General features: G+C 58.5%; 11 protein-coding genes. 7 read left to right on the forward strand and 4 right to left on the reverse strand.

The annotated features are described in order from the left end of the window. Positions 1–45 precede the first annotated feature (45 nt). Positions 46–474 carry an Lrp/AsnC family transcriptional regulator gene (locus tag ACR0L1_RS00200; protein ID WP_170769501.1) on the reverse strand — a complete coding sequence of 143 codons (429 nt, stop codon included), beginning with the start codon at positions 472–474 and terminating at the stop codon, positions 46–48. An 86-nt stretch (positions 475–560) separates the two neighbouring features. Between ACR0L1_RS00200 and rocF the strand changes: the two genes are divergently transcribed. Both rocF and ACR0L1_RS00210 read left to right on the forward strand, forming a co-directional pair. After that, positions 561–1,481: an arginase gene (rocF, locus tag ACR0L1_RS00205; protein WP_480856536.1), complete on the forward strand. Its 921-nt coding sequence runs from the start codon at positions 561–563 to the stop codon at positions 1,479–1,481. Continuing rightward, a complete protein-coding gene (locus tag ACR0L1_RS00210; protein ID WP_480856538.1) occupies positions 1,481–2,524 on the forward strand; it encodes an ornithine cyclodeaminase in 1,044 nt (347 codons plus the stop codon). Before rocF ends, ACR0L1_RS00210 begins: the two co-directional genes overlap by 1 nt. Positions 2,525–2,655: 131 nt before the next feature. On the opposite strand, the gene ACR0L1_RS00215 is transcribed toward ACR0L1_RS00210, so the two are convergent. The 3 genes from ACR0L1_RS00215 to ACR0L1_RS00225 all read right to left on the reverse strand — a co-directional run bounded on the left by ACR0L1_RS00215 (position 2,656) and on the right by ACR0L1_RS00225 (position 5,769). Further along, positions 2,656–4,059 (reverse strand): TRAP transporter large permease, encoded by a 1,404-nt coding sequence (locus ACR0L1_RS00215; RefSeq protein WP_480502966.1) that lies wholly within the window; start codon positions 4,057–4,059, stop codon positions 2,656–2,658. After that, on the reverse strand, positions 4,060–4,689 hold the full coding sequence (locus tag ACR0L1_RS00220) for a TRAP transporter small permease subunit (RefSeq protein ID WP_170788537.1): 630 nt from the start codon (positions 4,687–4,689) through the stop codon (positions 4,060–4,062). It lies immediately after the preceding gene. A 63-nt stretch (positions 4,690–4,752) separates the two neighbouring features. After that, entirely contained in the window at positions 4,753–5,769 is a 1,017-nt protein-coding gene (locus tag ACR0L1_RS00225; RefSeq protein ID WP_480502967.1) for a C4-dicarboxylate TRAP transporter substrate-binding protein, read from the reverse strand. Positions 5,770–6,198: 429 nt separating this feature from the next. Between ACR0L1_RS00225 and acs the strand changes: the two genes are divergently transcribed. The 5 genes from acs to ACR0L1_RS00250 all read left to right on the forward strand — a co-directional run bounded on the left by acs (position 6,199) and on the right by ACR0L1_RS00250 (position 13,059). After that, positions 6,199–8,163 carry an acetate--CoA ligase gene (gene acs, locus ACR0L1_RS00230; RefSeq protein WP_480856541.1) on the forward strand — a complete coding sequence of 655 codons (1,965 nt, stop codon included), beginning with the start codon at positions 6,199–6,201 and terminating at the stop codon, positions 8,161–8,163. A gap of 7 nt (positions 8,164–8,170) precedes the next feature. Next, complete coding sequence (locus ACR0L1_RS00235; RefSeq protein ID WP_170788535.1) at positions 8,171–8,854, forward strand: adenylate kinase; 684 nt, start codon at positions 8,171–8,173, stop codon at positions 8,852–8,854. Positions 8,855–9,039: 185 nt separating this feature from the next. Beyond that, positions 9,040–9,324 carry a DUF4212 domain-containing protein gene (locus tag ACR0L1_RS00240; RefSeq protein ID WP_170769493.1) on the forward strand — a complete coding sequence of 95 codons (285 nt, stop codon included), beginning with the start codon at positions 9,040–9,042 and terminating at the stop codon, positions 9,322–9,324. Positions 9,325–9,339: 15 nt separating this feature from the next. After that, the gene (locus ACR0L1_RS00245) at positions 9,340–11,124 is read left to right on the forward strand and encodes a sodium:solute symporter family protein (protein WP_480856543.1); all 1,785 of its coding nucleotides are present in this window, start codon (positions 9,340–9,342) and stop codon (positions 11,122–11,124) included. A 111-nt stretch (positions 11,125–11,235) separates the two neighbouring features. Continuing rightward, positions 11,236–13,059, forward strand: a complete 1,824-nt coding sequence (locus ACR0L1_RS00250) for a DUF294 nucleotidyltransferase-like domain-containing protein (protein WP_480856545.1) — start codon at positions 11,236–11,238, stop codon at positions 13,057–13,059. Positions 13,060–13,070: the final 11 nt, after the last annotated feature.

The raw sequence follows: 13,070 nt of genomic DNA on the forward strand, positions 1-13,070 counted from the left end.
GGGACCTTCGCATAGTTTCGCAAAAGCGCAAAGCGTCAGAAGGGGTTACACCCGGCCTTTCCGCGTGGACAGCAACAGATTGGTCTCGGACCGGGTGATCCCCTCCATCCGGCGGATCTGGAACAGGATTGCGTCCAACTCGGCCAGCGTATCGGTTCCGATCTCGGCAATCAGATCCCAGCTTCCATTGGTGGAATGCACCGCGCGCACTTGTGGCATCGCGGCAATTCGCGACATGGTGCGTTCGGTTCCGCGCCCTTCGATTTCCAGCATCATTAACCCGCGCACCGGACTTTGCGCCACGTCACGCCGGGTGAGAACAGTAAACCCTACGATCTCGCCCGATTGCTTGAGGCGCTGCAACCGGCTGCGCACCGTTGTGCGGGTCACGCCCAACGTCTCGGCCAGCTCAGACAGAGAGGCACGGGCATCACGGTGCAAAGCGCTCAGCAGGCGATTGTCCAGATCGTCCATTGCTCATTCCCATTTCGGATGACCAGCTTTCATTTTGAACAATTTGATGGCTTTTCGCAAGTCAAAGAGAATGGCTAGATAGAAACATGACCACGGAAAACATCATACTCGTCGGTGCCCCCATGGATGCCGGTAAACGCCGCCAAGGTTGCCGGATGGGCCCAGACGCCTATCGCGTCGCCGGGCTGAAGACGGCGCTGACAGACCTCGGCCACTCGGTTCTCGATGCCGGAGATGTCCGACCCGACCAAACCGATCTGGCGGAACACGCGCACCTTTTCGCTTTGCCGGAATGCGTCGGCTGGACCAAAGCACTGCTGCGCGCCGCGCTTGAAACAGCACCCAAAGGCGTGCCGATCTTCATGGGTGGCGATCACGCGCTGTCGATGGGCACCGTTTCGGGCATGGCCCTGCACGCTCAACAGCTGAACCGTCCCCTCTTTGTACTGTGGCTGGACGCCCACAGCGATTTCCATACCCCCGACAGCACCGATAGCGGCAACCTGCACGGCACCCCGGTCGCCTATTTCACCGGCCAATCGGGTTTCGACGCCTTTCCCAAGATCACAACCCCCGTGCCGACCGATCGCGTTGGCATGATCGGCCTGCGATCTGTAGACCCGGCCGAGCGCGCGCGCCTGGAACAGGACCGTGCTATGCTGGCCGATATGCGCAGCATCGACGAACACGGGATCAAGGCCCCGCTAATGGCCTTTCTGGATCGAGTCCGCGCCGCAAATGGCCTGCTTCATGTGTCGCTCGACGTTGATTTCCTCGACCCCTCCATCGCCCCGGCGGTCGGCACTACCGTTCCCGGCGGCGCGACCGAGCGCGAGGCGCATCTGGTGATGGAATTGCTGCACGAAAGCGGGCTGGTCTGCTCGCTCGATCTGGTCGAGCTCAACCCGTTTCTGGATGAGCGCGGCCGTACTGCAAAACTGATGGTCGATTTGGCTGCGTCGCTGATGGGGCGGCGCATCTTCGACCGCCCGACCCGGAGTTTCTGATGACCCAACCCTCAGACAAAGCCCTCGTGCCCTTTGTATCAGTCGACAATATGATGCGCCTTGTACACCATATCGGCCTTGAGCGCATGATCACCCAGATCGCCGCCCGCATCGAAGCAGATTTCAAGCGGTGGGAAAGTTTCGATAAAACGCCCCGTATTCCCGCTCATTCCCCCCATGGCGTGATCGAGCTGATGCCGACGTCTGATGGCGAGGCCTATGGGTTCAAATACGTAAACGGCCATCCCAAGAACACATCCGAAGGGCTTCAGACGGTCACCGCCTTCGGCCTACTTGCGGACGTCTATACCGGCTACCCTACCCTGCTGACCGAGATGACCCTGCTGACCGCCCTGCGTACCGCTGCCACATCTGCCCTGGTCGGCAGTTACCTTGCACCAAAGGGCGCGACAACCATGGTGATGATCGGCAATGGTGCACAATCCGAGTTTCAGTGCCTGGCATTCAAGGCCATGTGTGGAATTACCTCGGTACGTCTGTACGACACCGATTCCGCTGCAACCGAAAAATGTGCGGCGAACCTAAAAAACTCTGGCCTGACGGTTGTGCTGTGCAAAACGCCCGAAGACGCCATCGAGGGTGCTCAGATCATCACCACATGTACGGCCGACAAGAAATACGCGACAATCCTGACCGACAACATGGTCGGCCCTGGCGTGCACATCAACGCCATCGGCGGCGATTGCCCTGGTAAAACCGAACTGCATCGAGACATCCTGCTCCGCTCGGACATTTTTGTCGAGTACCCCGAACAAACGCGCATCGAAGGCGAAATTCAGGCGCTGAACCCCGATCATCCCGTTACTGAACTTTGGCAGGTCATGACCGGTCAAGCTGCGGGTCGCAAGGACAACCAACAAATCACCCTTTTTGACAGTGTGGGCTTCGCAATCGAGGACTTCTCGGCCCTTTGCTATATCAAATCAGCAATCGAAGGTACCGACTATTTCGAAGCTCTCGATATGCTCGCTGACCCGGACGATCCCCGAGATCTCTATGGTATGCTGATGCGGGCAAGCTAAACAGGGGGCTCTGCCCCCGCCGCCCTGCGGGCGACTCCCCCGGGATATTTGGGGCCAGATGAAGTACGGATCCGCTTTTCATCTGGCTAAAAATATCCCGGAGCGCGAGGCAGAGCCTCGCAAATTACCTGCTACCCAGCCAAGGACGGCAGATAGAGCACGATACCAGGGAACGCCACCAACAACGCGATGGTGACGGCGTCTGCGATGAAAAACGGTGTCACGCCTTTGAAAACATCCTGAACGCTCAGGTCCGGGCGGACTCCTGCAACCACAAAGCAGTTGAGCCCAATGGGTGGGGTTATCAGGCAGAACTCGGCCATTTTCACCACAAGAATACCGAACCAGATGGCGCACATCGGGCCAGACATCCCAAAGGCGCTTTCAGCCGCGCTGACGGTTTCACCGCCATTCAAGGCCATTACTGCGGGGTAGACCACCGGTAACGTCAGCAGCAGCATCCCGATGGCGTCCATGAACATGCCCAGAACCGCGTAAGCCAGCAGGATGCAGATCAGGATCAGCATTGGCGACATCTCAAGCGATGTGATCCAGTCCGAGAATGCCCCGGGCAGATCCGCGAACCCGAGGAACCGAACATAGATCAGAACCCCCCAGATGATCGAGAAGATCATGGCCGTCAGCTTTGCTGTTTCCAGCAGGGCCGATTTCAGCTCGGTCCAGCGCATTCCGTGAAACAGCGCAAAACAAAAGACGATAAAGGCTCCGATCGCGCCGCCTTCGGTGGGGGTGCCCCAGGCCTTGTCGCCAAAAGGGTTGTAGACGAAGCAGATGATGATGAGGATCACGGCGACGATTGGGAACGAACCGGGCAGTGCCGCAAAGCGCTGCTTCCAAGTGAACCCAGTAACGGGTGGACCAACTGATTTGAAGATCACGGCGATGCCAACGATCAGCAGACCGTAAATGACCGCTGAAAATGCGCCGGGGATGAAACCGGCCAACAGCAGTTTGCCGACATCCTGTTCAACGATGATCGCATAGATCACCAGAATCGCAGATGGCGGGATCAGCGAGGCCAGCGTTCCGCCAGCAGCGACGACGCCGGCCGCGAATTGTTTATTGTATCCGACCTTCAGCATCTCGGGGATGGCGATGCGCGCAAACACGGCAGAAGTGGCGACCGAAGCGCCCGACACTGCCGCAAAGCCAGCCGTGGCGAAGACGGTGGACACCGCCAACCCGCCGGGCACCCAGGCGACCCAGCGTTTGGCAGCTTCAAATAGCGCTCGGGTCAGACCTGCATAGTAGGCAAGATAGCCAATCAGGATAAAGGTCGGGATCAGGCTGAGCGTATGGGCCGCAACCTTGGAATGAGGCACCTGCCCCGCCGTTTTGACAGCCACGGTCAGTGCTTTGCCAAAGCGGTCGGGATCATAGCCGAACTTGGCCCAGAAAATCCAGACCAGCCCAACCAGACCTGCCAAACCTGCCGCAAAGGCCACGCGCATCCCAGTGACGACCAGAACCAGAAGGCCGCCTGTGACCCACAGGCCGATATCAATCGTGTCCATCTAGTCCTGCCCTTCGAATTGCTCGGCCTCGGCAGCCGCCTGGGCGGCGACATCCTGTATCAGCGGCACGGCCACTGGTTTCTCCAGCCCTAAGACAAAGGCGCGGCCATAACCCCAGATTTGCAGGATCAGCCGCAAGCAAAGCACCGAGAAAGCAACCGGAGCCAACAGTTTGGCAGGCCAGAGCGGAATACCGATGTCGATTGAGCTGTCACGGCTCCACAACGGTGCGCCAAAGTCGAACGAGCGGTCGAAGTGGGACCAGCTGCCCCAGACAAGGGCTAGCATCAGAACAAGGATCAATACGACCGAGATCAGTTCGAACAGCCACAGCGCCCGCCCGTGCAGGCGCGAGATGACGATATCCATTCGGATGTGCCCGCCATCCCGCTGGACAAAGGAAATGCCAAGGAACGCGATCAGTGGCATGGCCTGTTCGATCCAGTCCACATAGCCAGGCAAAGGTGCGTTGAACGCGTTACGCCCGCTAACCGATACCACGGCCAAAACCATCAACCCAAATACAGCTATCCCACTGATCAGGGCAAGGAACCGTTCCAATCGCAATAATTGATGATCCAGACGGCTGAGACGACTGCCATCCTCAAGCACCGTGGCCTGTCCTGCCATGCCGGTGATCCCCTATTGTCTTTATGGGTGTCCGGGCGCCGATGAGGCACCCGGACGATACGATCAGTTGCCGCCGCGCTGTTGTTTCAGCGTGGCCTGAACGAGATCATAGAGGTCCTGCGCAGGCAGACCTTGGGCCGACATGTCCGCTATCCACTGCTCGCGGATCGGATCTGCCGCCTTGGTACGGAATTCTTCGATCACCGCATCGTCGATTTTGACCTTTGCGACGCCCTTCTCGGATAGGACGCTGTCCCACTGTTCCAGCAGGCCACCATAGTTGGCGAGGTAATGATCAATCGCCTCATCAATCGAACTGTCCAGTGCCTCTCGATGTTCGGCCGGTAGGGCTTCATAGGCGTCGATATTTACTACCACCGGGCAGTTGACTGTGCCGGGGTTGAGGTTTGCGGTCCACCAATCAGCCTCGTTTATTGTGCCGAAAGACAGGTGAGCATGTTGGGCAAAGGCCACCGTGTCGACGACGCCCGATTCCATCGCATTGAACGCCTCGGTCGCGGGAACCGAGGTCGGGACACCTCCGACCGCTTCGAATGCCTGACCCAGACCACCGGTCGCACGCACACGCATGCCGTCGAAATCAGCCAGCTTGTCACGCGGATCGCCGGTGCCGACCAGATTATACTGCGGCATGGGCGAGGTCATGATGATACGCGCGTTCCACTGAGCCATCTCATCTTTCACCGCCGGGTGATCGTAAACAGCGTGGCTGACGGCCACCTCTTCTTCCAGGTTGTTCACCCCGAGGAACGGTAGCTCCAGCACCGTGATGGCCCGGTTCTTGTCGCGATGATAGCCCGCGCAGAATTGCGCCATCTCGAACGCGCCGATCTCAATCCCATCGAGATTCTCGCGCGGTTTGGACAGGCCGCCATAGCTGACATTGATGGTGAACTCGCCATTAGTCTTTTCACTGACCAACTCGGCCAGTTTTTCAACGTGCTCAGTAAAGGCGCGGCGTTTACCCCAGACCGAAGCGCTCCATTCGGTTGCTGCGGCCTCAGACACGAAGGCGACGGTCAAAGCGGCAACAGCCGCACCGCTCAGCATCTTTTTCATTGTGATCTCTCCCTTTTTTGCGCCCCTTCTCCAGGGCGCTTGCAAGCAAAGCTAGCGCCAACATCTTAAAGTGCCAACCCCCAGAGCGGGACGCGTGCCCGTGTTCCTCGGTTCCGTTTGGCGCTAACAACTAAAAGATGAGTTTCTAATACCTATTGCCTATGGATCAGAAGCCAGCTGTCACGCTTTTCACTTGTTACAATCAACTATATGTTTCTATTTTATTTTTCATCCATTTTATAAATTTGTTTTCTAATTTGACGGGAATCAAGAAATTTATTTACAAACTAATCCTTAGTTTTCTGTAATTTATTCCCTTGTTTTCAGTTCTCCGTATTATTCGGTACGGGGAGGATGCGGGTCGACATTGCCAAATCAGCAGGCAAAATCGAGCCCGTCAATTTCAGTCCTAGAGGGAGGAGCCTCAGAATGACAACCGCTGCCCAGGCAGATGCCAAAGCTTATCCGCCAACTGCAGAAACCGTTGCGCGTGCACATGTCGATGCTGACAAATATTCCGAGATGTACGCAGCCTCCGTCAACGACCCTGTCGCCTTTTGGGGCGAGCAGGGAAAGCGTGTCGACTGGATCAAACCGTTCACGCAGGTCAAGGATGTCAGCTATGATTTCGGTTCGGTTGGCATCAACTGGTATGCTGATGGTACGCTGAACGTTTCGGCCAACTGCCTGGATCGCCATCTTGAAACACGCGGCGATCAGACCGCCATCATCTGGGAACCGGATGATCCAAACGACGCGGCTCAGCACATCACCTATGCCGAGTTGCACCGCCGCACCTGCCGGATGGCCAACATTCTGGAATCCTTGGGCGTGCGCAAAGGCGACCGCGTTGTCATCTACCTGCCGATGATCCCCGAAGCAGCCTATGCCATGTTGGCCTGCGCCCGTATTGGCGCCATCCACTCGATTGTTTTTGCGGGATTTTCTCCGGACGCATTGGCAGCGCGGATCAATGGGTGCGACGCCAAGGTTGTCATCACCGCGGATGAAGCCCCGCGCGGTGGCCGCAAAACCCCTCTGAAATCCAATGCGGATGCGGCATTGCTGCATTGCAAGGACACCGTCAAATGTCTGGTCGTCAAGCGCACCAATGGTCAAACCACTTGGATTGCCGATCGCGACTATGATTACAACGAAATGGCGCTTGAGGCAGACGATTATTGCGCCCCGGCTGAGATGAATGCCGAGGATCCTCTGTTCATCCTCTACACCTCCGGGTCGACCGGTCAGCCCAAGGGCGTCGTGCATACAACCGGCGGCTATCTTGTCTATGCCGCGCTGACTCATGAGGTCACGTTCGACTACCACGAGGGCGACATCTATTGGTGTACGGCGGATGTGGGCTGGGTCACGGGCCACAGCTATATCGTATATGGCCCGCTGGCCAACGGTGCGACGACGCTGATGTTCGAAGGCGTGCCCACCTATCCCGACGCCGGTCGTTTCTGGGAGGTGTGCGCCAAGCACAAGGTCAATCAGTTCTACACCGCCCCTACTGCGATCCGTGCCCTGATGGGTCAGGGCAATGAGTTCGTTGAAAAGCACGACCTCGGCGATCTGCGTCTGCTGGGCACTGTGGGTGAGCCGATCAACCCAGAGGCGTGGAACTGGTACAATGATGTTGTCGGCAAGGGCAGATGCCCCATCGTAGACACTTGGTGGCAGACCGAAACCGGCGGCCACATGATGACCCCCCTGCCCGGCGCACATGCGACCAAGCCCGGCTCGGCGATGAAACCCTTCTTTGGCGTGCAGCCCGTGGTGCTGGATCCGCAATCCGGTGTCGAAATCAACGGCAACGGCGTTGAAGGTGTTTTGTGCATCAAGGACAGCTGGCCCGGTCAGATGCGCACCGTCTGGGGCGACCATGAACGGTTCGAGAAGACCTATTTCTCGGATTACAAAGGCTACTACTTCACCGGCGACGGTTGCCGTCGGGACGAAGATGGCGATTACTGGATCACAGGCCGCGTTGATGACGTGATCAACGTCTCGGGCCACCGTATGGGCACGGCCGAGGTCGAAAGTGCACTGGTGGCACATGCGGCCGTGGCCGAGGCCGCCGTGGTCGGCTACCCGCATGAAATCAAAGGGCAAGGCATCTATTGCTACGTCACCTTGATGAATGATCGTGAACCTTCAGATGAGCTGATGAAAGAGCTGCGCACCTGGGTACGGACCGAAATCGGGCCGATTGCCTCGCCGGACGTAATTCAATGGGCGCCGGGCCTTCCGAAGACGCGCTCGGGCAAGATCATGCGTCGAATCCTGCGCAAGATCGCCGAGAATGACTTTGGCTCTCTGGGCGACACCTCGACACTGGCCGATCCGTCGGTCGTCGAAGACCTGATCGAAAACCGGGCGAATAAGTGAGGGAATGATGGACGCTGCCGTTACCACCACCCCCGCTGTTCTGATCCTTCTCGGCCCTCCGGGCGCCGGGAAGGGCACGCAAGCCCGGATGCTGGAAGATAAATTCGGTCTGGTTCAGCTCAGCACCGGCGACCTGCTGCGTGAGGCCGTTGCCGCAGGCACCGAGGCAGGTAAAGCCGCCAAAGCCGTTATGGAAGCGGGCGATCTGGTCAGCGACGAGATCGTCATCGCCATCCTGCGCGACCGAATGGCCAAGCCGGATTGCCAGAAAGGGGTCATCCTTGATGGTTTCCCCCGCACCACCGTTCAGGCCAAGGCGCTGGATGGGCTGCTGGCCACATCGGATCAAAAGATCAGCGCGGCGATTAGTCTTGAGGTTCAGGACGCTGAAATGGTCGCGCGCATTTCGGGCCGTTACACCTGCGCCATGTGTGGAGAAGGCTATCACGACACGTTCAAAGTGCCCGCTGTTGAAGGCAAATGCGACAATTGCGGCGGCACCGAATTCAAGCGTCGCGCGGATGACAACGCGGAAACCGTTGCGTCGCGCCTGTCCGCGTATCACGCGCAGACGGCGCCGCTGATTGACTACTACCGGTCCCAAGGTGTGCTGCAAGGCATTGATGCCATGGGCCAAATCGACGCCATCGCCAACGACCTGCAAGGGCTTGTGCGCGGGGTCATGAGTTAAGGGGAGGAGATAAGCCCAAACCGGGCTTTGATCCTTAAAACAGAATACTTCAATGGACCCGCCTTGGCGGACCAGAGAAGTTTTGCCGGACGTCACGGGGCGTTTGGCACATTCGAGAAGCGGTCCAACGCACTGGAGGAGTTGGGCAACGGGCCGCCAACGAGGTAGCGAAGGAGGAACCCGCAATGGCGGATAACACCACAAACTCCGCGCAGACTGCCGAGGCCGATAAGGGCTATTGGCAGGCCAACCTGCGTCTCATCTACATCAGCCTCGCGATCTGGGCGCTGGTGTCTTTTGGATTCGGCATTCTGCTGCGTCCGCTGCTGTCCGGCATCTCGGTTGGCGGCACCGATCTGGGCTTTTGGTTTGCCCAGCAGGGATCGATCCTGGTCTTTTTGGTGCTGATCTTCAACTACGCCTGGCGCATGAACAAGCTGGACGCCGAACACGGCGTGGAAGAAGACTAAGGGAGAGCGGGGATTATGGATCAGTTTACCATCAACCTGCTGTTTGTTGGCGCATCCTTTGCGCTATACATCGGCATCGCGATCTGGGCCCGTGCGGGGTCCACATCTGAATTCTACGCCGCCGGTCGCGGCGTTCACCCGGTCACCAACGGTATGGCGACAGCGGCGGACTGGATGTCTGCGGCTTCGTTCATCTCGATGGCGGGCCTGATTGCCTTCACCGGCTATGACAACTCGACCTTCCTGATGGGTTGGACCGGTGGCTACGTGCTGCTGGCTCTGCTGCTTGCCCCTTACCTGCGTAAGTTCGGCAAGTTCACCGTTTCGGAATTCATCGGCGACCGCTTCTACAGCCAAACGGCCCGTATCGTTGCGGTGATCTGTCTGATCGTTGCCTCGGTTACCTACGTTATCGGTCAGATGACCGGCGTTGGCGTGGCCTTTGGCCGCTTCCTTGAGGTGTCCAACACAACCGGTCTGCTGATTGGCGCGGGTGTTGTCTTTGCCTACGCGGTGTTTGGTGGGATGAAAGGCGTGACCTACACTCAGGTCGCTCAGTACTGCGTGCTGATCACTGCCTATACCATCCCGGCAATCTTCATCTCGCTGCAACTGACCGGCACGCCTGTTCCGGCGCTGGGTCTGTTTGGTGACACTGCAAGCGGTGAACCCCTGCTGACCAAGCTGGACGCCATCGTGACCGAGTTGGGTTTCAACGAATACACCACGCACCACTCGAACACGCTGAACATGGTGCTGTTCACCCTGTCGCTGATGATCGGTACTGCGGGTCTGCCCCACGTCATCATGCGCTTCTTCACCGTACCGAAAGTGTCTGACGCACGTTGGTCCGCTGGCTGGGCGTTGGTCTTCATCGCGCTGCTGTACCTGACCGCTCCTGCTGTTGGTGCCATGGCCCGTTTGAACATCAGTGAAATGATGTGGCCGAATGGTGGCATCGAAGGTGGCGCTGTTTCGGTTGAACAGATCGACAATGACGCGCGCTATGACTGGATGGCCACGTGGCAGAAAACCGGTCTGCTGGACTGGGAAGACAAGAACGGCGACGGCAAAATCCAGTACTACAATGACAAGTCGGACGCTCTGAACGCGATTGCAGAAGAAAAAGGCTGGGCGGGCAACGAACTGACTAAGTTCAACCGTGACATCCTGGTTCTGGCCAACCCCGAGATCGCCAACCTGCCAGGTTGGGTGATCGGTCTGGTCGCTGCCGGCGGTCTTGCCGCTGCTCTGTCGACCGCTGCGGGCCTGCTGCTCGCAATCTCGTCGGCTGTGTCTCACGACCTGATCAAGGGCGCGATCAACCCGCAGATCTCGGAAAAAGGCGAGCTTCTGTCGGCGCGGATCGCAATGGCAGTCGCCATCGCCGTGGCAACCTGGCTGGGTCTTAACCCTCCGGGCTTCGCGGCGCAGACGGTGGCATTGGCCTTCGGTCTTGCAGCGGCCTCGATCTTCCCGGCGCTGATGATGGGGATCTTCTCGACCCGCATCAACAACACCGGCGCGGTCGCGGGTATGCTGGCTGGTCTGGTCGTCACCTTGGTCTACATTTTCCTGCACAAGGGCTGGCTGTTCATTCCGGGCACCAACTCGTTCACCGATGCTGACCCGCTGCTGGGTCCGATCAAGTCCACCTCGTTCGGCGCGATCGGTGCCATGGTCAACTTTGCCGTCGCCTACTTTGTAGCCGGCGCGACCAAGGAGACCCCGCAGGAGATCAAAGATATGGTCGAAAGCATCCGCATTCCCCGTGGCGCGGGTGCAGCTCAGGATCACTGAGCCCTGATGCGGCCCATTGGCCCATTGCCAAAGGCCGCGTCTTTCGACTGACTACTCCCGCCCGGCACACCACCGGGCGGGATTTTTCAACCCGAAACCGAGGAGTAGCCCATGCCCCTGTCCCATGACGAGATCACCCGGTTTCTGAAATCCGTCCATCCCTATGACGCCCTGCCCCACGACCTGCTGGATTCTGTCGCGCAACAGATCGAGGTCTGGGAGGTCGAAGAGGATTCTCCAATCTATGAGCTGGGCCATACCCTGCCCGGCGTCTTTGTGATTTACGAAGGACAGGTTGAGATCAAGGATGAGAACGACGCCGTGGTCTCTCATCTGGGATTGCGCAATTCCTTTGGCGAACGGGGCCTGTTGAAGGACGGCAAGGCGCTCACCAAGGCCAAAACGCACGCGCCTTCAGTACTGTTGGTTCTGCCGTCTGATCTGGTGCGCGCATTGATTGACGGGCATTCGGTTGTCGCAAAGTTCTTTAACCGCACCCGTGATGCGCGCCAGGGCCCGCAAAGTCTGGCGACAAGCGCCATCGACGTGCTGATGGCACACAACCCTGCCACCTGCCCGCCGGACACACTGGTCCGTGAAGCTGCGCAGGCGATGCGGGACAAACATATCTCATCACTTTGCGTGACCGAGGGGGACGCGCTGCGCGGGATCGCCACGTTGCGCGATATCTCGGGCAAGTTCGTGGCCGATGGGATGCCCGGCGACACCCCCATTTCAGCCATCATGACCGCCGATCCCATCACCCTGTCCCCATCCGATATCGGGTCAGACGTTCTGCACATCATGATGGAGCGCGGCATTGGCCATATCCCGATTTCCGAAGGCGGTCGTCTGGTCGGTATAGTGACGCAGACCGACCTGACCCATTATCAGGCCGTCAACTCTGCCGAGTTGGTCCGGCGGATCGCGTCGGCGCAGACCGCCCAGCAGATGGCTGACGTGACCGATGAAATCCCGCAGCTTCTGGTACAGCTCGTCGCCGCCGGGAACCGACATGAGATCGTCACACGCCTGATCACCGATATCGCGGATACGGCGACGCGTCGATTGTTACTGTTGGCGGAAGCCAAACTTGGCCCCCCGCCAGTGCCCTATCTGTGGCTGGCTTGCGGATCGCAAGGTCGACAAGAACAGACAGGCGTGTCGGATCAAGACAATTGCCTGATGCTGGATGACAGCGTGTCCGAAGGGGACATGTCCTATTTCCACGCGCTGGCCAAATTCGTCTCAGATGGGCTGGACACTTGTGGGTATTTCTATTGCCCCGGCGACATGATGGCGACGAACCCGCGCTGGTGCCAGCCGGTGCGCGTCTGGCTCGACTATTTCAAGGGCTGGATCGCCAAGCCTGACCCTGAGGCGCAGATGCTGGCTTCGGTCATGTTCGACCTGCGCCCTATCGGCGGCGCTTTCCACCTGTTCGACGACCTGCAAGCCGATACGCTGGCTGCCGCGCGTTCGAATTCGATCTTCGTGGCGCATATGATCTCGAACTCACTGAAACACACACCGCCCCTTGGCCTGCTGCGCGGCTTTGCCACCATCCGGTCAGGTGAGCACCGCAACACGCTGGATTTAAAACATAACGGCGTTGTGCCAGTGGTCGATCTGGCGCGGATTTACAGCCTGCAAGGCAAGCTGCCCGAGGCCAATACCCGCGCGCGGCTGAAAGCGGCAGGATCGGCAGGTATCCTCAGTGCGTCCGGCGCGCGGGATCTGCTGGACGCCTATGACCTGATCGCTGAAACAAGGCTGGAACATCAGGTGCGTCTTGTGAAAGGCGACAAGAAACCGGATAACTTCCTGCCGCCATCGGACTTGTCAGACTTTGAGCGAAGTCATCTAAGGGACGCGTTTGTCGTGATAAAAACGATGCAATCAGCGGTTGGCCACGGAAAAGGAATGCTGGGGTAAACCGGCTGGAA

It is taken from the genome of Ruegeria sp. J8 (assembly GCF_056531925.1).

Excerpts from the sequence above, each read along its gene's own strand:
- ACR0L1_RS00200 (WP_170769501.1), bottom strand. The coding sequence starts at position 474 with ATGGACGATCTGGACAATCGCCTGCTGAGCGCTTTGCACCGTGATGCC.
- rocF (WP_480856536.1), top strand. The coding sequence starts at position 561 with ATGACCACGGAAAACATCATACTCGTCGGTGCCCCCATGGATGCCGGT.
- ACR0L1_RS00210 (WP_480856538.1), top strand. The coding sequence starts at position 1,481 with ATGACCCAACCCTCAGACAAAGCCCTCGTGCCCTTTGTATCAGTCGAC.
- ACR0L1_RS00215 (WP_480502966.1), bottom strand. The coding sequence starts at position 4,059 with ATGGACACGATTGATATCGGCCTGTGGGTCACAGGCGGCCTTCTGGTT.
- ACR0L1_RS00220 (WP_170788537.1), bottom strand. The coding sequence starts at position 4,689 with ATGGCAGGACAGGCCACGGTGCTTGAGGATGGCAGTCGTCTCAGCCGT.
- ACR0L1_RS00225 (WP_480502967.1), bottom strand. The coding sequence starts at position 5,769 with ATGAAAAAGATGCTGAGCGGTGCGGCTGTTGCCGCTTTGACCGTCGCC.
- acs (WP_480856541.1), top strand. The coding sequence starts at position 6,199 with ATGACAACCGCTGCCCAGGCAGATGCCAAAGCTTATCCGCCAACTGCA.
- ACR0L1_RS00235 (WP_170788535.1), top strand. The coding sequence starts at position 8,171 with ATGGACGCTGCCGTTACCACCACCCCCGCTGTTCTGATCCTTCTCGGC.
- ACR0L1_RS00240 (WP_170769493.1), top strand. The coding sequence starts at position 9,040 with ATGGCGGATAACACCACAAACTCCGCGCAGACTGCCGAGGCCGATAAG.
- ACR0L1_RS00245 (WP_480856543.1), top strand. The coding sequence starts at position 9,340 with ATGGATCAGTTTACCATCAACCTGCTGTTTGTTGGCGCATCCTTTGCG.
- ACR0L1_RS00250 (WP_480856545.1), top strand. The coding sequence starts at position 11,236 with ATGCCCCTGTCCCATGACGAGATCACCCGGTTTCTGAAATCCGTCCAT.